17 protein-coding genes are annotated in these 18885 nt (G+C 67.4%); 7 read left to right on the top strand and 10 right to left on the bottom strand.

What is annotated here, in order from left to right:
• The first annotated feature begins 25 nt into the window (after positions 1–25).
• Positions 26–712, top strand: a complete 687-nt coding sequence (locus tag ACZ56E_RS34930; RefSeq protein ID WP_471220510.1) for a haloacid dehalogenase type II — start codon at positions 26–28, stop codon at positions 710–712.
• 3 nt (positions 713–715) lie between these two features.
• On the opposite strand, the gene ACZ56E_RS34925 is transcribed toward ACZ56E_RS34930, so the two are convergent.
• Positions 716–1786: an LLM class flavin-dependent oxidoreductase gene (locus ACZ56E_RS34925; protein ID WP_471220508.1), complete on the bottom strand. Its 1071-nt coding sequence runs from the start codon at positions 1784–1786 to the stop codon at positions 716–718.
• Between the two features lie 244 nt (positions 1787–2030).
• Here ACZ56E_RS34925 and ACZ56E_RS34920 point away from each other — a divergent pair, with 244 nt between their 5' ends.
• Positions 2031–2366: a hypothetical protein gene (locus ACZ56E_RS34920; RefSeq protein ID WP_471220506.1), complete on the top strand. Its 336-nt coding sequence runs from the start codon at positions 2031–2033 to the stop codon at positions 2364–2366.
• Positions 2367–2542: 176 nt separating this feature from the next.
• Positions 2543–3238, top strand: coding sequence for a L,D-transpeptidase family protein (locus ACZ56E_RS34915; RefSeq protein ID WP_471220504.1), 696 nt, complete (start codon positions 2543–2545; stop codon positions 3236–3238).
• Positions 3239–3266: 28 nt separating this feature from the next.
• Here ACZ56E_RS34915 and ACZ56E_RS34910 read toward each other — a convergent pair whose 3' ends face one another.
• The 9 genes from ACZ56E_RS34910 to tyrS all read right to left on the bottom strand — a co-directional run bounded on the left by ACZ56E_RS34910 (position 3267) and on the right by tyrS (position 11892).
• The gene (locus ACZ56E_RS34910) at positions 3267–3686 is read right to left on the bottom strand and encodes a pyridoxamine 5'-phosphate oxidase family protein (RefSeq protein WP_471220502.1); all 420 of its coding nucleotides are present in this window, start codon (positions 3684–3686) and stop codon (positions 3267–3269) included.
• Between the two features lie 80 nt (positions 3687–3766).
• Positions 3767–4357 (bottom strand): DinB family protein, encoded by a 591-nt coding sequence (locus tag ACZ56E_RS34905; RefSeq protein ID WP_471220500.1) that lies wholly within the window; start codon positions 4355–4357, stop codon positions 3767–3769.
• Positions 4358–4457: 100 nt separating this feature from the next.
• Positions 4458–5189, bottom strand: a complete 732-nt coding sequence (locus tag ACZ56E_RS34900; protein ID WP_471220498.1) for a S1 family peptidase — start codon at positions 5187–5189, stop codon at positions 4458–4460.
• 90 nt (positions 5190–5279) lie between these two features.
• On the bottom strand, positions 5280–6047 hold the full coding sequence (locus ACZ56E_RS34895) for a TylF/MycF/NovP-related O-methyltransferase (RefSeq protein WP_471220496.1): 768 nt from the start codon (positions 6045–6047) through the stop codon (positions 5280–5282).
• Positions 6044–7651, bottom strand: coding sequence for a B12-binding domain-containing radical SAM protein (locus ACZ56E_RS34890; RefSeq protein ID WP_471220495.1), 1608 nt, complete (start codon positions 7649–7651; stop codon positions 6044–6046). The genes ACZ56E_RS34895 and ACZ56E_RS34890 overlap by 4 nt, the downstream gene beginning before the upstream one ends.
• Positions 7652–7668: 17 nt before the next feature.
• Entirely contained in the window at positions 7669–8580 is a 912-nt protein-coding gene (locus tag ACZ56E_RS34885; protein ID WP_471220493.1) for a phytanoyl-CoA dioxygenase family protein, read from the bottom strand.
• Between the two features lie 100 nt (positions 8581–8680).
• The gene (locus tag ACZ56E_RS34880) at positions 8681–9532 is read right to left on the bottom strand and encodes a phytanoyl-CoA dioxygenase family protein (RefSeq protein WP_471220492.1); all 852 of its coding nucleotides are present in this window, start codon (positions 9530–9532) and stop codon (positions 8681–8683) included.
• Positions 9533–9618: 86 nt separating this feature from the next.
• The gene (locus ACZ56E_RS34875; RefSeq protein WP_468611893.1) at positions 9619–10248 is read right to left on the bottom strand and encodes a hypothetical protein; all 630 of its coding nucleotides are present in this window, start codon (positions 10246–10248) and stop codon (positions 9619–9621) included.
• 228 nt (positions 10249–10476) lie between these two features.
• Complete coding sequence (gene tyrS, locus ACZ56E_RS34870; protein ID WP_471220490.1) at positions 10477–11892, bottom strand: tyrosine--tRNA ligase; 1416 nt, start codon at positions 11890–11892, stop codon at positions 10477–10479.
• Positions 11893–12258: 366 nt separating this feature from the next.
• Here tyrS and ACZ56E_RS34865 point away from each other — a divergent pair, with 366 nt between their 5' ends.
• From ACZ56E_RS34865 to ACZ56E_RS34850, 4 genes are all read left to right on the top strand, one after another.
• Complete coding sequence (locus ACZ56E_RS34865; RefSeq protein ID WP_471220488.1) at positions 12259–13116, top strand: calcium-binding protein; 858 nt, start codon at positions 12259–12261, stop codon at positions 13114–13116.
• Positions 13117–13510: 394 nt separating this feature from the next.
• Positions 13511–15142 carry a M4 family metallopeptidase gene (locus ACZ56E_RS34860; RefSeq protein ID WP_471220486.1) on the top strand — a complete coding sequence of 544 codons (1632 nt, stop codon included), beginning with the start codon at positions 13511–13513 and terminating at the stop codon, positions 15140–15142.
• 180 nt (positions 15143–15322) lie between these two features.
• Positions 15323–16573: a serine hydrolase domain-containing protein gene (locus ACZ56E_RS34855; RefSeq protein WP_471220484.1), complete on the top strand. Its 1251-nt coding sequence runs from the start codon at positions 15323–15325 to the stop codon at positions 16571–16573.
• A gap of 565 nt (positions 16574–17138) precedes the next feature.
• A complete protein-coding gene (locus tag ACZ56E_RS34850) occupies positions 17139–18884 on the top strand; it encodes an FAD-binding oxidoreductase (RefSeq protein ID WP_471220482.1) in 1746 nt (581 codons plus the stop codon).
• Position 18885 lies beyond the last annotated feature (1 nt).

Raw genomic sequence — 18885 nt, 5'->3', positions numbered from 1 at the left:
CTGCTTCGTCCAGGAGACCGCTCCCATGTCAAAGCTGGAGATCGATGCCGTCGTGTTCGACGTGCTCGGCACGCTCGTCGACGAACCCGCCGGTATCCGCGCCGGTATTCGCGAACTCGACCCGTCGATCGACGATCCCCAGGCCGAGCAGCTCTTGTCGCTGTGGCAGCAGCACATCGAGCGCGAGCAACGCCGCATCCTCGACGGCGTCCGGCCCTACCTCCCCAGTGACGCCCTCGATCTGGAAGCCGCCCGGCGCGTCGCCGACGCCGCCGGAGTCGACGACCCGGCCGCCGTAGCGGCGCTGGCCCTGTCAGGTCGCAGGCTCCCGCCGTGGCCTGACACCGTGGCAGGGCTCGCCCGACTCGCCGAACGCTTCCCGCTGATCGGACTCTCCAACGCGAGCCGGACGGCGCTGCTGGGACTCAACGCCCACGCCGGACTGCGCTGGCATCAGGCGCTGTCCGCCGAAGACGCCCAGACGTACAAGCCGAACCCAGCGGTCTACCAGCTGGCCGTCACCGTCTCCGGACGACCGCCGGAGCGGCTCCTGATGGTCGCCGCTCACGCCTGGGACCTGCGCGGAGCACAGAACCTCGGCCTGCGCACCGCATACGTCGCCCGTCCCGTCGGCGACCCGCCCACCTCCTCGGACAGGTTCGACATGCACGCCGACGACCTGGCTGACTTGGCCGACCAACTCGACTGTTGAAACTCAGGTCAGAAGTTTCGCGAGCTGGGCCATCTCGGTGGGTGGGTCGATCACCGGCTGGATGAGGAGTTCGTCGACGCCGGCCTGTTCCAGGGTGGTGATGCGGGCCAGGAGGTCGTCGCGGGTGCCGACCAGGGCCAGGGCGTTCATCAGTGAGGGCAGAACGAGGTCCCTGTCCTGCGGTGCGATGCGGCCGAGGTAGTTGGGGTAGAGCTTGGTGTGCCGGTCCGGCGCGGTGGAGGTGGTGCCGCGCCGGTCGAGAAGCCGCCGCACCGCGTCGCGTTCCTCGGGGCCGAGCTGCTCGGAGAAGGCGGGTGTGTCGGCGGCTGTGTCGGCGGCGAAGGCCAGCAGGGACAGGACGAGGTGACCTGTCGCGTCCCGGGCCGCGTCGCTGTGGGGGTGCTCGTCCTCGTCTAGCAGGTGGAGTGCAGTGAGCAAGTAGGAGTTCGCACGGGTGTCCGTAGGGGAGTCGGGGTCATGGGGCGCGGCGTGGTGGCGGGTTTCGTGCAGCGCGTGCCAGGCGGTGGGGTCCAGCAGGCCGACGGAGATGAGGCCGGCGCTGCGGCGCCCGGCGACGGCGGCGGCCTTCGGTCCGAGCAGCGCGGCCACGACGAACTCGATCGGGTCGACGGTGTTCACCTGCGCCCCGGTGTGCAGGAACCGGATGTCGCGGACCCGGTCACCTTCGCGGTACTCGGTCGAACGGCCGGCGCACAGGTCCTGCAGTGCGGCGGTGAAGTTCTCCAGCCGGGCCACCGTGGTCGGCCGCATGCCCAGGGTGCGCCGGGCGGTGTTTCCGGTGCCGACTCCGCAGCTGATCCGGCCCGGTGCCAGGGCGTTGATGCTGGCGAGCCCACTCGCGGCGGCCGGTGCCGAACGCAGCGCCGGCGAGGTCACGCCGATACCGAGCCTGATGCGGCTGGTGGCCTTCGCGCACAGGCTCAGGGCGACGAAGGGGTCGCCGTGGACCATCGGAGTGTCGTTGACCCAGAAGCTGTGCAAGCCCAACTCCTCGGCCCGCACAGCGAGTTCCTCGACACCGGGCTGCGCGGCGACAACGACGCCTGCACGCATCAAACCTCCAGGGTGTGAGGGTCGACTCGAACCTGCTCAGCATGGCAGGTCCCGGCGCAGGGCAGTTGCGGAATCACGTCATCTTGTGGCTGGCTGGCTGGCACGCTCGCCCGCTCACACCGGGTATCGAAAACCGGCCAAGCCTGCCTGCACCGCTTCGACCGGGCATGTGACCGCACCCCGAGTCCGTCGTAAATTCAGACGTCCGGCGTCCCAGCCCCCCCTCGAAAGGAACGCTGTGAACGTGCCACGGCCCTCTCGCCGCACTACCGGCTTCCTGCTGAGCGCGGTGCTCACCATCGTCGGCGTGGGCATCGTCATCGTCTCGATCGCCGTGTTCCGTGGCAGCACCACGCCCGACTCCGAGTCGTCCCGCGCCCCCACCAACACGATGGAAAGCGGCCCGAGCACCGTCCCGCCCCCGGAGACGAGTTGCCTGTTGTACGACTTCGAGTGCCAGGCCGAAGGCGGCTCCGCCGTCATCCCCCAGCAGTCGCCGACGCCACCCGACAGCACGGGTGGCCCCGGCGAAACGGCCGCCGGGACCGGGCAGCCGCCTTCTGCACTCCGTGAACGATGATCACCGAGTCGTGGTCAGCGACGTCGGGTCCGCTGTGCACCTCGTCGCATCCCCCTCTGTTACACATCTGTGCCAATTCGTCCTGCAACGAACCACGGGTCCGGCCTGTCTAGCAGGTGGAATCCGACCCGCGGACGAACGACGCATGCCGCGTGACGAATGAGGAGTGGGCAGCAGTGGGGGACATACGCAGATCAGGAGCCGTGGCGTTGGGGATCACCATGCTGGTGGCCCCGCTCACGGTGGCGGTGGGCGCCGGTAGCGCTCAGGCCGCATCGTGCTCGACGCAGACCGGGCCGTACCAGAAGCAGGTCGAGAAGTTCCTCGGCCGCCCGGTGGACGGCAAGCAGTCGCCGGCCGACTGCAAGGCCATCAAGGCCTTCCAGACGAAACACAAGATCAGCCCGAACGCCGGGTACGCGGGCAGCGTCACCTGGGGCGTCATGAACCTCATGAACAAGCAGAAGGCGGTGGGCGACAACCCCAACAAGGCGGGCAAGTGCCCGACCGACAAGGGGCGCATCGCCTGTGTCGACCTGACGCTCCAGCTCAGCTGGATCCAGGACGGCAAGAACCTCAAGTACGGTCCGGTGCCGGTGCGTACCGGCCGCAACGGCCACGAGACCCGCACGGGCCTGAAGAAGGTCTACTGGCGCAACATCGACCACGTGTCGAGCATCTACCACGTGCCGATGCCCTACAGCCAGTTCTTCGACGGCGGCCAGGCGTTCCACTCCGTCGGCATCAGCGTGTGGTCCCCGCCGGGGTCCCACGGCTGCGTCAACATGACGAAGAAGGACGCCGTGAAGTACTGGAACACGCTGCGCAAGGGCGACGACGTCTTCGTGTACGGCCGCAAGCCGGGGACCTGATCCACGGCAGCGACGAAGGGCTCACGGCTCAGGACGGGACGACGGCATAGCTGAGGTCCTGGGCCGTGAGCGAGGCGGGCGACAACCGCAGCCACATCGTGCCTCGCTCGCTCGGGTCGTCATACAGATAGCTCACGAACCGCGCATCCCACAGAGCCTCGTCCGCTCCCAGATAACGGGCCAGTTTGCGTCGACCCCGCGGCACGTCGAACGGCACAAGCTCAGCCTGCCCCCGGGCGATCACCTGCTGGACGCGACCCGTCACGAGATCGCACTCGTCCACCACGAGCGCGACGTTCGGGTCGTTCTTCACCCGGTCGAACAAGCGGGTCCACGGGCCCGTCAGCACCCAGAATGCGCCGTCCTCCCACAGGAACCAGACCGGGCGCACGGTCGGCCCGTCGGTGGCCATGCGAGCGATGAGCGGCTGCTGCAGGAACGTGTCCACGTCGAAGCTACGAGATGTCACGCCGCCAATCTTGGGGTGCCACGCGCCTCTTGCCCACCGACCTCCGACCTAGGACCACGTCAGCGGCCGGACGCGGCGTCGGCTGCTTTGGCGGCTCGTTCGATCTCCGCTCGACGAGCCTCCCAGAAGGCCGCATCGCCCTGCTGGGTCGCGTATTCGGCTGACGTCCCTGTCGAGCCGTCGAGCTGTTCGCGCAGGATGTCCGCGTGCCCGGCGTGCCGGCTGGTGTCGGTGAGCACGTGGACCAGGATGTTGAACAGCTGTACGTCGGGGCGTGGCCACCAGGGCACGTGGCCGGGGGAGTCGATGGCGAGGCTGGTGATCGTCGCGTCCGCGTGCTTCCAAACCCGACGGTAGCGGTCGACGATCTCCTCGCGGGTCTCGTGTTCGGTGGCCCACATGTCGGTGCCGAGCTCGGCGGTGTCGTCCCATCGGGGCAGCGCCTCGGGGAACGGCCGGTCGAAGACCTCGCCGAAATACCTGGACTCCCAGAGGGCCAGGTGCTTCACCAGGCCGAGGAGGTTGGTGCCGGTCGAGGTCAGCGGGCGTCGGATGTCGTACTCGGCGAGCCCGTCGAGCTTCCAGACCAGTGCCTCGCGCATCAGTCGCAGCTCGTTGTGCAGGTAATCCTTCGCGAAAGTATCGATCATGTGAGACGACTCTGCCACGAACGGCCACGGGCCGATGCGTGGACGACCTCGATCGTGACGCGGCGCCGGTGTCATGCCGGCGCCGCGTCACGTGGCGGCGCTAGCGGCGGATGACCGAGCGGATCCAGGAGAGCTGCTGGGACACCTCCCCGGCCTCTGCGCTCTTCTCCCGGTCCGAGCCGTTGAAGACGCCGATGAGAGTTTCGGTGCCACGCGGGCCGACGGTCATCACCGGGCCTCCGGAGTCGCCCCCGGCGGGAATCCCCGAGACCTTCTTCATGCAGAAGTCGGGGCCGCCCGGCGCGGTGTGGCCCGCGCACAGGGGGTCGTTGGGCCGGACGACCTTCAGGTTCGACTGCTTGAGGACGGGGGACTGGCAGGCGCTCTCGTCCGTGGTGCAGGTGGCACCCCATCCGTACACCCGCACGGCCTGGCCGCGTTTGACGCCGACCGTGGCCAGGCGCGCCGTGGGGATGTTCATCGGCGGAACCTTGACGAGCATCATGTCGGCGTGCGCGCTGCCCACGCGCTTGCGGGGTATGGGGCGGACCGTGGTGCCCCTCCGCATGTCGAGATTGCCGACCCGGAACGAGATCCGCTTGTCGGCGACCGGCTGCGCCTGCTCGTAGAAGCAGTGCGAGGCGGTGAGGATCCACTGGCGGGCGACCGCGGTTCCGGTGCACGCCGGTTTGCCGTCAACGAGCATGCGTACCGCCCACGGACCGTAGGTGCTCTTGGCTCCGCCGATGACGGCGAAGGCCGGAGGGGACGAGATGATCGAGCCCGTGACCAACACCAGCGCGGTCAGCAGCAGTACACGAAAGCGACGCATTGTGCAGAACAACTCCTCTCACAGGGGTACAGCCGTACAGGTAGTGAGAGGCCCTGCTGAGCAAAAGCGTTCCGTGTACTGAGAGAGTTGTCACGGCTTCGTGAAGCTGATCAGTTTCTCGCCGCCCATCCTGGTGATCGTGGGCGGATCAGCCCCCAGTTCCTCGTTCCAGAACCGCTTGTCCTCGAACACTTCGAGGACAAGGGGGAGATGGCCGTCCTGGGAGAAGACCCGGCCACCCGGTGACACCCACGGGTAGAGGTACTTCAGGCAGGCTCGTGTGGAGGCCGCCAGGTCGACGTCTAGGTACATGGCCGCGATCGGCCCGCTCCACGAGGGCAGCGACTCCTCGAACCAGCCGGGAACGTAGTCGCACACGTCGGGGGTGCCGAATCTCGCGACGCTCGTGCGGACCTCGTCCAAGGACCCCGCGAAGTCTCCCTCGTTGAAGATCACCGGTCGTCCGGTGATGCTCAGACCATGCTGCTCGTCGATACGGGGAAGCCCTTCGAAGGAGTCGCAGACGATCAGGCGCCGGCCCGCGAAGCCGGCCGCGATGCTGAACTTCGCCGAGCTCGACCCCTTGTAGCTGCCGGCTTCCACGACGCAGCCGGCGACCTCCGGCGGAGTCGTGAGAATCGTCCGGCAGAAGCCGAGGATCTCGCCGGTCGTGTGGGGACTGATGAGAGAGCGCGAAGCGAGGTAGTGCTGCTGGAGGAGGTGTCGACGCTGTCGCGTGGAGATTCCCAGGCTTCTGTCCCTCAGGAACTCCGCGGCGATACGACGTTCGGGGTCGGCGAGGGCGTCGAAGCAGGCCCGCAGCCCTCCGGGGAGCGGGGTCCGGCCGGTGGCCGTCATATGCGTGCTGCCAGCAGCTGGGCGGCGCGGGTGCGGACAACGTCGAGCTCCGCGGATTCCGCTAGCTCCCGAGCCCGCTCCAGCTGGACCGAGCACCATGCCTCGGCTTCCTCCATACGGTCGGCCGGCGTCAGACGGGCGATACGGGCCACGCTGGACGGCTTGAGGAAGAACGAGCAGTTGGCCAGCGCGTACAGCTCGTTGAGCTGCTTCTTCGACACCGCCTCACACACGGTCGGCAGTCCGTAGGGGGTTTCCGCGCCGAACAGGTCCGGCCGCGGCCGTATGTTCATCCGCGTACCTTCGTCGCCGAGGGAGTTCAGGAGGGGTATCCGCTTCTTCGCCCGGCTGAACTCGGCGGTGCCGATGTCCGGGGTGAGGATGGCCGAACTCAGGAAGACGATCGGCAGTTCGAGGACCCGGTCGATGTCGGACACGATGCTGTCCACCGTGTCGTGCGGGGCGCCGATGATGAAGCCGCAGACGACACCGATTCCGGCGGCGTCGAGCGCTCTCACCGCGTTCTGGTTCATCTCGACCGTCGTGCCTTTTCGGTAGTAGTCGAGTGTGCGCTGGTTCAGCGATTCGATGCCGAGGAACACCTTCCGGCAGCCCGCCCGGTACAGTTTTCCGGCGATCTCCGAGTCCATGAACTCGGCGCGAGCGTTGCAGCTCCAGGGCACGTGGCGCGCGCCGAGGGTGGCGAGGAGCTCGTCCAGCTCGTCGTGTTGCAGCAGATCGTCGTCGTGGAACTCGATCGAGTCATGGCCCAACTCGTCGATGATGTAGTCGAGATCGGCCGATACGAGCGCGGCCGGGCGTGAGACCAGGTTTCCGTGGATGACGTACGTCGAGCAGAACGAACAGCGGGAACGGCAGCTCTGGGTGCAGATGTAGATCTGCGGGCGCCTGCCGAGGGATTTCCACCAGCGTACGCGGACTCGCTCGACGGAGTTGTCCGGTGACCTGGTGAGGTCGTACCGGAAGGCCGGTGCGGGAATCGTGGCGAGGGACCGGTCGAACGCCGGCGGGCTCATATGGGACTCGCCGCCGCGGGTGAAGCAGATGCCGCGGGCCTCGGGGCCCTCCCCGAAGGACGGCTCCAGCAACTCGGTCAGGATGTGCCGCAGCGCGGCGCCGCCTTCCCCCCTGACCACCACATGGGCGAAGTCCGCCCGGGGAGCCATCGTGGGGTGCGCACCGCCGATGACGATGCACACCTCCGCAGGGTCCAGCGTCGCCAGCATTTTCGCGGTGCGCTCGAACGCCAGTGAATACAGACTGACCAGGACGAACCGTGCTTTCGCCGGGCGCAGCCACGCGGTGATGTCCTCGGCGAGCCGTGCGTCGTCCGCGTAGTGGTCTTCGTCGAAATACCGGAACTCGGGGCGGTACGGGATTCTTCTCGACTCGTGGTCCGCCTGTGCGGAGCGTGCCAGATTGAGGAGGCCCAGCGAGGCGTACCGGTCGGTGAAGCGGTCCTGCCGGGCGTCCGCGAACCCGATCTGATTCGCCCGGAATCCATGGTGCACGAGGGCCAGGCGGGGCGGGCCCTCGTGGAGGGAGAACCCGCTGCCGCGGCTGAGCGTATCCAGGTCAATCATCGCGATGACCTTTCGGTTCAGGCGCACAGAGGATCTGCCGGATCCCAACGGGCGAAGGCGGGGCGCGGTTTGCCCGCGAGGGCGCGTTGGGTCGACCGCCAGGATTCCGCCCACTGTTCCGGGTCCGTGAGCTCGGTTTCCGGGTGGGCGCGGCTCCGCGCGACGAATTCCGGGTACCAGCGGCGGCCGGTCGGCTGGCCGACAGGGCTGTATCGGAGGTCGAAACTCCACCGCCCACCGTCGCTGACGTTCGGGAGGGAGGCATGCATGATCAGGGGGTGCAGGAAGATGACGTCCCCCGGGGAAACGGGCAGGGGCACCTTTTTCTCGCCGATGAGGTGCTCGGGGATTCCCTGGAACGTCGGTGTGTCGCAGTGATGCACGAGGTTGAGCTTGTGGCTTCCCGGAATGACCAGCAGGCAGCCGTTCTCCGTGGTCGCCTCGTTGAGAGGGAGCCATACGCCGATCAGGTTCGTCTGATCCGCGTCTTCCGTCACGACGGCGAGATCCTGATGCCAGGACGTCTTACCGGTCAGCGTCAGCGTGTGCGCCTGGTTCTTCGCGGAGATGCTGCGCTGCGGAGGCTTGATCCGCATGTGCTGGACCGGGTTGGACAGGATCTCGGGGCCGATGAATGACTCCACACCGTCGAGCAGCGCTTCGTTCCGCAGCAGATGGAAGACCGCGGGGCCCAGATGCATCGGCGTGTCCGGGAGGATGTCGTCCTCGAGCGGAAGTGTGATGTCCATGGCCTGGAAGCAGGCGCCATGGGTTTCCCGCATCAGTTGCAGCATGCGCTCGATGGGGGGCGCGCTCGGGTCGTATGTGTCGGGGATCCATTGCTTCCCCAACCGGTCGACGACGGACGCGTATTCGTCGATGACGGGCTGCAGCACCGTATCCGGATCAAGGACGTTCCTGGCGATCACATAGCCCTGGTCCGCGAATTCTTCGAGCAGGTTCGAGCTCAGCATGTCACCTTCCGGAGATTTTCACCCGGGTGACGCACTCGGGTGTTCGGTGGGGACGCTACTTCTGCGACATCTCCTGGAGTTGATACAGCGACTTCGGGCTGCCTTTGGGCCGGTGGATCACCGGCTGCGGGCCGCCGAAACGCGCGACGGAAGACCGCTCGCCCCGGATGTGGTGTGCGCAGTTCTCCACGTCCACTACATGCGGCCCGGTGTAGATGGGGAACGCGTCGGCCGCTCGGTATTGGTAGATCAGCGCCCGGCGCCGTTCCGTCGAAACGTTCTTCGCGGACCGGTGCGGGGCCAGCGGATGCAGGAAGATCGCGCTGCCGGCCGTGCCCTCCACCGCGACCGGGGCGCCGTACCGTTCCTCGTCGAGGTCCTCGGTGATCCGGCCGGCGAAGGTGCCGTCCTTGAGGGTGTGGTCGAGGAAACGCCGGTGCCGCCGAGGCAGCACCTCGATGCAGCCGTTCTGCTCGGTGGCGTCGTCGAGGTAGATGAGGACTGCCACCAAGTCATCGTTCGTGTGCGGGAAATAGGTCAGATCCTGGTGCCAGTCGACCGGGGCCCCGACCTTGGCCGGTTTGAGGTTCAGCTTGCTGTGCTGCAACGCCAGGTCCGGGCCGAGCAGCGAGACCACGCAGTCGGTGATGCGTTCGTCCGCGGCGAGCTTCCGGAAGTTCTCGTGCTGCTCGTACGGGTTGTACAGGCGGCGGGGCACCCGTTTCCCGTCGACGGGTTCGTGCTCGAACTCGAAGACACGGTCGATCAGTTCGGCGTCCGTCTTCTCGGCGAGTTCCGCAATGGAGGCGTCGACGAGCCGGATTGTTTCCTCGGGCAGCAGCGCCGGAACTGCTACGAAGCCCTCTCTCCGGTAATGCTCCATCTGTTGCTGCGTGAGGCCGCGCATCAGGTGATCCAGACATCAGGAGGTGAGAAAGAGGCATGGAAAAGGCTGTCCAGCCGACTCCGGGCCGGCTGGACAGCGTCAGAGGGCTACACCGTCGCCGAGAGCGTCAGGGTGAAGGCCCGGATGAACTGGGTGGAGACGCCGCGGCGCCCCTCCAGATCCTTGGTGCTCTGGCCGCCGAACTGCAGGGCGAGTTCGTACAGCGTGTCAGCGCTTACGCTGCCGCCCAGCGAGGTGACCACCCTGGCCGCGACCTCGGGGGAGAACATGAGGTTCCGGCAGTAGTCCGGGAGGCTGTCCATGATGCGGTCGAACAGGGCGCGCTCTGTCGTGATGAGCTTTTCCGCGTTGCTGTCGTCGACCTCGCCCAGGGCCGTGCCGAGGTCGGAGAATCCACGCAGCACCAGGCAGGCGGCGTCCAGGGCATGGTAGGTGAACTCGGCGCGGGCGGCCTCGCCCGTCACCTTGTGCTCGACGTACGCGATGTCGCAGACACCGTCGTACACGCCGGAGACGACGTCATCGGAGAATCCGATGACGCTGAAGAGCCGTTCGACGGTCTCGCGGTCCAGGATGAACATCGCCTGGCCCCATGAATCCGTCAGTTCCATCGCCTTCTTGCCGAGGCCGTCGGCCTCGTCCCGCAAATAGGAAAGGCTTTCGGCGCCGACCTGGCCGACCGCCAACCTGGGTTTGGCATTGATGGAAGTACTCACTCTTGTGACCTCCCAATTGTGGGTGGTGCTTGCACGAGTAAGGGGAGCTCGAACGCTAGCAGCCCCTTCACATAGGGTCAACGGTCAACTACCGGCTAAGAGGAGGGATCGAGACATGGCATTTGTTGCGGTGTCGGCCCGTCCGCGACGATGACCAGTGGCGACGTCGTCGGTTGTTGCAGGTGGTCGAAGGTATTGATCAGCCCGCAATAGCCCGGGGTAATGCCCTTAGAGAATGCCGTTGATTTTGGCTACTTTGCGCCCGGCTTTGAGGTAGATACCGGCCACGGAGCCGGAAAGACCGGTTGTCGCAAGCGCCTCACTAATGGCCTCACGCAAGGGCCGTGCGATATCGTCCTCGGACAATGTGACATCCGTGGGGCCATTCTCCGTTTCGAGCACGAAGCGCAGCCCGTTCTGCTTCGCGAGGCGACGGCCTGCCGACATGCTGGTGGTGAACTCCAGCGTGGCCAGCACGGAGCCGACACTGTCGCCGCCATGAGACGCGTCGACGAGGGGCAAGGAGTCGACGTCCCCGAAACTGCGCCGGGAGAACTGGGCCGTGAAGTGCCGACGAGCGGCCATCGCCGCGTCCAGACCGTGCACGGCGGCGACGACTTCGCCGGCGAGGACCTTCTTGAGGTCCATCGGGTGCAGGCTCTTGTCCTCGACACGGGCGACGGCGGCGTCCACCTCGGCGTCCGTCCACTCGGTCCACGCCTTGAGGTAGGGGACCATGAGCCGGTCGGGGATCGACATGATCTTGCCGAAGATGTCGTCGGCCGTGGCGGTGAGCGCGATGTAGTTGTTCTTGCTCTTGCTCATCTTGGCGCCGGTGCCGTCGGTGCCCTCGATCAACGGCATGGTGATGACGAGCTGGGGCTTCTGCCCGGCGATCTCCATGACCTTGCGTCCCATCTGCATGTTCAGCAGCTGGTCGGAGCCCCCGAGCTCGATGTCGGCTTCGACGCGCTCGGAGTCGATCGCCATGACCACGGAGTAGATGAACTCCGACATGGCCAGGCCGTGCCCCTCGGCGAGGCGGGTACGGAAGTCCTCCCGCTGGAGTGACATCGACACGGGGATCTGCGACAGGATGCGGACGACTTCGGGCAGGCGGACTTCGGTGAGCCATTCGCTGTTGCGGCGGAACGCGGCCTTCTCGAAGTCGAAGAACGGCGCGACCTGGTCCCGGTAGGTCGCCAGGTTGTGCGCGATGTCCTCGTCCGTGAGCGGCGGGCGCTCGTCGGACCGGCCGGACGGATCACCGATCTTCGCCGTGATGTCACCGATGATCAGCACCACGTCGTGGCCCATGCGCTGGAAGCGACTGAGCACGATCATGGGCACGGCGTGCCCCAGATGGACATCGGCCGACGTGGGGTCGATGCCGAGCTTCACGCGCAGCGGCCGACCCTCCTCCCGCGCGGCCCGGACGGCCCCCGCGAGGGCGTCCTCGGAGGGCAGAACCCCCACGGCGCGGCCGGCGATCAGGCTCGCCTGCTCCTCCGGAGTGAGGTCGGCCAGGTCGAGCCGACGCCTCGCACCCGTCTCGTACAGCAGCGCCTCGACATACTGGTCGACCGAGAGGTCCTTCGCCAGCAGTTCCAGGGCTCGGGCTACGGATGCGCCAAGGCTCGTCATGGGGTTCCCATTTGGGTCGAAGGCTCGCACTTGAGGCGAGCGATGCTACCTCTAACGGGCCATCACTCTCTCCGAAGACGTGACGGTACGAAGGCCTTTTTGCCGGGCCTGCCGCCGCCGGGCGAGTTGGCCGAACCGGGCCGAGCACGCGGGATGCCGCCCCAACGGCCGTGCCGATTCCAGAGGTCTGCCGGGATCCGTTCACTCAAATAGTGGACGGCCCTCGCAGCGGCGCCGTCCACGTACCGGTCACCACACTGTCCGCCGCTGTTCATGAGCGGCCGGGCAACTCCGTTTCCAGGCCTCCTGTCTAACCGGGTGACCAAAGCACCACCGCACACGTACCTCTCGAAAGGTCACTTCCGCATGCGCATTCACCGGACCATCGCGGCCACCGCCACTCTTGCCCTGACTCTCGGCACGGCCGCCTTAACGGCGTCGACCGCCCAAGCCGCCGCCCCGTCCGCCGCTCGGTCCACGGCTTCCGTCGTCGTCGCGGACGGCGAGCTCTGGTACAAGGCGGCGCCGGGGCAGCAGAACAAGGTGACGGTCGACGAGAAGATCGACCACCGTGGCGAGAACGACTCCTACTACGTCCTCACCTTCCACGACCAGTACGACATCACCATCTCCGCCGACGCGGCGGAGTGGGACGAGTGCGCGTATCCCGAGGAGGGTGACCGCACCGCCGTGCGCTGCGCGGTGAAGATCCCGGAGAACTCGGACGACTCCGACAGCTACGACATCGACCTCGGCGACATGAACGACACCGCGTCCCTCGGGCTGGACAGCCAAGCCTGGGCCGGGGTCTACGGCGGCAAGGGCAACGATGTCATCAAGGCGTCGGAGTCCGCGCTCCTGCACGGCGGCGACGGCGACGACCGCCTCGACGGTGGCGGCGGCCCGATGGGCTTCGGCCCGTGGGGCGACGCCGGGAACGACACCCTCACCCGCTGCAGCCAGGATTGCTTCGGCGGCCCCGGCAACGACTCCCTGACCGGCACCGGCGAGGAGAACACGCTGCACGGCGAGGACGGCAACGACGTCCTGCACGGCAAGGGCGGCGACGACGTCCTCTACGGCGGCAAGGGCAACGACAAGCTGTACGGCGAGGCGGGCGACGACACGCTGTGGGGCAACAGCGGCGACGACGTCCTGTGGGGCGGGACGGGCACCGACAAGCTGTCAGGCGGGCCGGGCCGCAACGAAGTCCACCAGGACTGAACGGCCCCTCGAGCCGGGGTTCCGTCCGTTGCCGCGCGCCGGACACAGCTGCGTCAGCAGCCGGAAAGTCACCTTCCCGTAATCCCATCTCTGTACAAGGGCTCCGCCCTCACCGAGACACGCCGCCGCCCCGGGTGCACAACTCCCTGGGGCGGCGCGCGCGTTGCCGGTGCCGTCCGCGTTAACGGCCTGTTCGCATTGCGTATGTCGACCATCGCTCAACGGACCATATTCGGCCAACATCCAGCCCAAATGCTGACATGTACCTGGCTCGAATGGCACGCTTCCCCGCAACACGGTGCTCGTACAGCAACACGCTGCACGCCCGCGTCGCGTCTTTTTTCTGCCCCGGGCGGCACTCCATGCCTCCCGGGCCCCCACAGATGGAGCCCGCGTGACCTCTCACATATCCCGTAAGCGTTCGACACTCGCGATCGCCACCGCCGTTGTCGCCGGAGCGCTGCTCACCACCGGACTGACCACCGGTGCCTCGGCCCAGCCGGACAACGACACCGAGCCGTCCGGCTCCCCGGTCACCCTGTCGGTGTCGGCCCGCGCGGATCTCCTCCAGGACGCGAGCGCCGACAGATCGGCGACCGCGGACCGGATCGGTCTGGGTGCCAAGGAGAAGCTGGTCGTCCGTGACGTCATCAAGGACGCCGACGGTACGACCCACACCCGTTACGAGCGCACCTACGACGGTCTGCCCGTCCTCGGCGGCGACCTCGTCGTGCACACCGCCAAGAGCGGCAAGCTGAAGGGTGTCACCAAGGCGACCGAGGCCACCGTCAAGGTCGCCTCCACGGACGCGAAGCTGGCGAAGTCCTCCGTCGCCAAGTCCGCCGAGTCGTCCGCCGCGAAGGCGAAGACCGCCGAGGCCGACGCGCAGGCGCCGCGCAAGGTGATCTGGGCCGCCTCCGGCAAGCCCGTCCTCGCGTACGAGACCGTCGTCACCGGCGTGCAGAAGGACGGCACGCCCAGCCGGCTCCACGTCATCACGGACGCCGCGACCGGCAAGAAGCTGTACCAGTACCAGGACATCGAGAACGGCACCGGCAACAGCCAGTACAGCGGCAAGGTGAAGGTGGGCTCCAAGAAGGTCGCGAGCGGCTACGAGCTGACCGACAAGGCCCGTGGCGGCCACCGCACCTACGACATGAAGCACGCGGAGAGCGGCTCGGGCAAGCTCTTCAAGGACGCCAACGACGTCTGGGGCAACGGTCGGCCCTCGAGCGCGCAGACCGCCGCCGTCGACGCCGCCTACGGTGCCCAGCTCACCTGGGACTACTACAAGTCCGTCCACGGCCGCAAGGGCATCAACGGCGACGGCAAGGGCGCCACGTCGCGCGTGCACTTCGGCAACAACTTCGTCAACGCCTTCTGGGACGACAGCTGCTTCTGCATGACGTACGGCGACGGCGAGGGTAACAAGAAGCCCCTCACGTCGATCGACGTCGCGGCCCATGAGATGACGCACGGCGTCACCTCGGCCACCGGCAACATGGAGTACAGCGGTGAGTCCGGCGGCCTGAACGAGGCCACCTCGGACATCTTCGCCGCCGCCGTGGAGTTCAAGGCCAAGAATCCCAAGGACGTCGGTGACTACCTCATCGGCGAGAAGATCGACATCAACGGCGACGGCACCCCGCTGCGGTACATGGACAAGCCGAGCAAGGACGGCGGCTCCCTGGACAAGTGGAGCGCCAACGCCGGGAACGTCGACGTCCACTACTCCTCGGGCATCGCCAACCACTTCTTCTACCTGCTCTCCGAGGGCAGCGGCAAGAAGCGGATCAACGGCGTCGAGTACAACTCGCCGACCGCTGACGGCTCCAAGGTGCTGGGCATCGGACGCGGCAAGGCCGAGAAGATCTGGTACAAGGCCCTGACGACGTACTTCACCTCGACCACCGACTACAAGGCCGCCCGTAAGGGCACGCTGAAGGCGGCGAAGGACCTCTACGGCGCGAACTCCACCGAGTACAAGCGCGTGGCCGCCGCCTGGACCGGCGTCAACGTCAAGTAACCCCTGAATCGGTCAAGTGAGGGGCGGCGTCCGGAACGGGCGCCGCCCTTTTGGCCTGCCATTCACGTGCCGTAGGCCGAGCCGTCGGCCGACTGTCGTTACGATCATGGCCAGGCGGGCACCGACCGATGCCCGCTCTCTGAAGCGCATCGAGCGCACCAAAGGTGGGGGCAACACCTGATGACAAGAACCAAGTTCCGCCGTACCGCGACGGTGACCGTGACCGGTGCGGTGTTCGCCGCGCTCGGCGCGACGACGGCCGTGGCCGAGCCCGGGGGCAGCTCGCAGACCGACCCGGCGCCGGTGCGTGCCGCCCTCGACCGCACCGTCGCCGCGGGCGCCCCCGGCGCCTTCGCCGTCGTGCGCGACCGCGACGACGCGGGCCGGAACCTGCGTGTCGCCGTCGGCAAGTCGAATCTGAACGGCACGGCGATGAAGACCGACCGGCGGTTCCGGGTGGGCAGCAACACCAAGATGTTCACGTCCGTCCTCGTGCTGCGCCTCGCCGAGCAGGGACGCATCGACCTGGACAAACCGCTGCGCGACTACCTCCCGGCCGGCACCCTGCCCGCGGACTGGGACATGACGGGACGCCAGGTCCTCCAGCACCGCTCCGGGGTCTTCGACCACACGAACGACCTCCTGGAGCAGCCGGGGGAGGAGACCACCAGCGCGTTCGAGCAGCGCATCCGCAACACCGTCTACCGGCCCGCCGAGCTGGTGGCGTTGTCGGTGAAGCACGGCAAGCAGTTCACGCCGGGAGCGCGCTACTCGTACTCGAACACCAACTACGTCCTGCTCGGCATGGCCGTCGAGCACATCACCGGCACGTCCTACGCGCAGGCCCTGCGCAAGCAGATCATCGAGCCGCTCGGCCTGCGCAAGACGTCCTACGTGGTTCCCCGCAAGACCATCACAGGGGCGCACGTCACCGGCTACCTGACGAACGACGACCGCACCAAGCCGCTCCTGGACTCCACCGAGCAGAACGGCTCCTGGGTGGGCTCCGCCGGTGCCGTCATCTCCTCGGCAGCCGACTTGGACACCTTCCTGTCGGCGCTGCTCGCGGGCGACGCCGGCGGTCTGGTCTCCGACGAGTCGGTACGGCAGATGACGACCGCGCTGCCCACTCCGACGGCGAAGGTCTCCTACGGGCTCGGGCTGCGCGAGATCACCCTGTCCTGCGGAAAGGTGTACGGCCACGGCGGCATCGTCCAGGGCTACCAGACCCAGTCCTTCGCCACCCGCGACGGCCGCCGCACGGTCGTGGCGTTCGCCAACGCCTCCAACAACAGCGGGGTCACCCAGGCCCTGACCAACACCCTCGAACCGGCCTTCTGCGGCACCAAGCCCCCCGCTGCCGCCAAGTTCAAGCGCTCACCCGCCCCGGCCCCCGCCTCGGTCCCGGTGGCCGACGACACCCGGTTCTGACCCCGGCTCGGCCGTGTACTGAAGCCAAGTGCCGGCCGAGCAGACCGGCGCGGGGTGTGTGGGCAGGGCGTGTGTGAAACGTGAGCGAAACGTGAGCAGTGGGGTCGAGGCTGGGCTGTGTACAGCCCAGCTCTGGACAGGAGTCCCATGCTCAGCCCCACCCCCCGCGCCGTCGGTGCCGGACCGCGCAGACGGTCCCACCCGCTGGCACGTTCAGGGCCGAGTGCCCCTACAAGAACGCCGGCCCCTTCGAGGGCTACGTGGAGGACTACCCCGACCTCTTCCACGGTCCCCTTCGGCAACACGCCAACTCGGGCGGCAAGGTGACCCAGGAAACCTGCCCCAAGAAGTGACCCCTGGCACGCCGTCGGCCTTGTTCTCGGGTGCGATCGGGCACGCATAGTTGCACATGTTGCAACCAACCATGGCGTGACCGGCAGTTCGGACAGTTTTCTCATTGAAGCTATTGCGTCGCCCCTGCCTCGCTGGGCTAGTGTCGTGATCGATCATCGTTCGATGCGTCTTCAACTTCCCCTGCAACACGACCAGTTGGTGGAGTGTGTCCATGCGAAAGACAAACAAGACAATCGACTCTAGTGCGGAGAAGCGGGGCGGATCGGTAGGTCGAAGATCCCTCCTCACCGGCGCCGCCGCGGTCGCCGGCGGGGCGGCTCTGACCGCCGCTCCGTCCGCGGCCGCCCAGGCACCCGCGCGCCCCGGGGGAGTGGCCGCGACCGCCGTCGCCACCGGCGCGCAGACCACCCCCGCCACGCCCGACTACATCACCGTCGCCCCGGGCGACGCCCGCTTCCCCGACCTGGTGCGCGGCATCAACCAGCGCTGGGTCGCCAAGCCCGACTACGTCCGCCTGGTCACCACCACCGCCCAGGCCGTGCGGGCCGTCCAGGACGCGGTCGCCGCGGGCAAGCGGCTGACCGTCCGCAGCGGCGGCCACTGCTATGAGGACTTCGTCTTCAACAAGGACGTCCAGGTCGTCATCGACATGTCCGGGATGACGCAGGTCTACTACGACAGCGGCAGGAACGCCTTCGCGGTCGAGGGCGGCGCCTCCAACCTCCAGATATACGAGACGCTCTACAAGCTGTACGGCGTCACGCTCCCGGCGGGCTCCTGCGCCTCCGTCGGCGCCGGCGGCCACATATCCGGCGGCGGTTACGGCCTGCTCTCCCGCCTGCACGGCCTGACCGTCGACCACCTCTACGGCGTCGAGGTCGTCACCGTGGACAAGAACGGCACGGCCAAGGCCGTCGTCGCCACCCGTGACTCCACCGACACCGCGCTGAAGGACCTGTGGTGGGCCCACACCGGCGGCGGTGGCGGCAACTTCGGCCTGATCACCCGCTACTGGCTGCGCACGCCCGGCGCCACCGGCACCGACCCCTCCAAACTGCTACCGAAGCCGCCGTCCGAGGTCTTCGTGCACGCCACGGCCTTCCCCTGGAAGGACATGACCGAGGCGTCCTTCACCCGGCTCCTGCAGAACTGGGGCACCTGGCACGAGCGGAACAGTGCGCCGGACTCCAAGTACAACTCCCTGTTCGGCCTGCTCAAGCTGAACCAGCGCGCCAACGCCGAGCGGTCGGAGATCGTCCTGCTCACGCAGATGGACGCCACCGTCCCCGATGCCCAGGCCCTCCTGGACGACTATCTCGCCGCGGTCTCCGCGGGCGTGGGCGTCACCCGCCGGGCGATGACCCAGCGGTCCGGTGAGCACGCGGCCATGCCGCAGTTCGCCAAGCCGCGCACCCTGCCCTGGTACATCGCCACCGACTACCTCAGCGGCGGTAACCCCACGCTGTACGGCAAGTACAAGTCGGCGTACGCCCGCAAGGGCTTCTCCGCCACCCAGATCAAGGCGATGTACAAGCACCTGACGCGCACCGACTACAGCAACGGCGACGCGCTGCTCCAGGTCGACTCGTACGGTGGCCGCATCAACAGCGTCAAGCCCGGCGACACCGCGGTGCCGCAGCGCGACTCGGTGCTCAAGCTCCAGTACCAGACCTACTGGACCGACCCGGCCGACGAGGCCAGGCACCTGGCCTGGATCCGCGACTTCTACAAGGACGTGTACGCGGAGACCGGCGGCGTCCCGGTGCCGAACGACATCAACGACGGCTGCTACGTGAACTACCCCGACAAGGACCTCGGCGACGCCGCCTGGAACACCTCGTCGACCGCGTGGAACAGCCTCTACTACAAGGGCAACTACGCCCGCCTGCAGAAGGCGAAGGCGGCGTGGGACCCGAAGGACATCTTCCGGCACGCCCAGTCGGTCCGCCTGCCGTAAC

The sequence above is a fragment of the Streptomyces sp. NPDC039480 genome, from assembly GCF_055597165.1.
The sequence above is the reverse complement of the archived record's forward strand: the minus strand, read 5'-3'. Positions and strand labels throughout refer to the sequence as shown.

Excerpts from the sequence above, each read along its gene's own strand:
- ACZ56E_RS34850 (WP_471220482.1), top strand. The coding sequence starts at position 17,139 with ATGCGAAAGACAAACAAGACAATCGACTCTAGTGCGGAGAAGCGGGGC.
- tyrS (WP_471220490.1), bottom strand. The coding sequence starts at position 11,892 with ATGACGAGCCTTGGCGCATCCGTAGCCCGAGCCCTGGAACTGCTGGCG.
- ACZ56E_RS34900 (WP_471220498.1), bottom strand. The coding sequence starts at position 5,189 with ATGCGTCGCTTTCGTGTACTGCTGCTGACCGCGCTGGTGTTGGTCACG.
- ACZ56E_RS34925 (WP_471220508.1), bottom strand. The coding sequence starts at position 1,786 with ATGCGTGCAGGCGTCGTTGTCGCCGCGCAGCCCGGTGTCGAGGAACTC.
- ACZ56E_RS34895 (WP_471220496.1), bottom strand. The coding sequence starts at position 6,047 with ATGACGGCCACCGGCCGGACCCCGCTCCCCGGAGGGCTGCGGGCCTGC.
- ACZ56E_RS34865 (WP_471220488.1), top strand. The coding sequence starts at position 12,259 with ATGCGCATTCACCGGACCATCGCGGCCACCGCCACTCTTGCCCTGACT.
- ACZ56E_RS34890 (WP_471220495.1), bottom strand. The coding sequence starts at position 7,651 with ATGATTGACCTGGATACGCTCAGCCGCGGCAGCGGGTTCTCCCTCCAC.
- ACZ56E_RS34905 (WP_471220500.1), bottom strand. The coding sequence starts at position 4,357 with ATGATCGATACTTTCGCGAAGGATTACCTGCACAACGAGCTGCGACTG.
- ACZ56E_RS34930 (WP_471220510.1), top strand. The coding sequence starts at position 26 with ATGTCAAAGCTGGAGATCGATGCCGTCGTGTTCGACGTGCTCGGCACG.
- ACZ56E_RS34880 (WP_471220492.1), bottom strand. The coding sequence starts at position 9,532 with ATGCGCGGCCTCACGCAGCAACAGATGGAGCATTACCGGAGAGAGGGC.
- ACZ56E_RS34855 (WP_471220484.1), top strand. The coding sequence starts at position 15,323 with ATGACAAGAACCAAGTTCCGCCGTACCGCGACGGTGACCGTGACCGGT.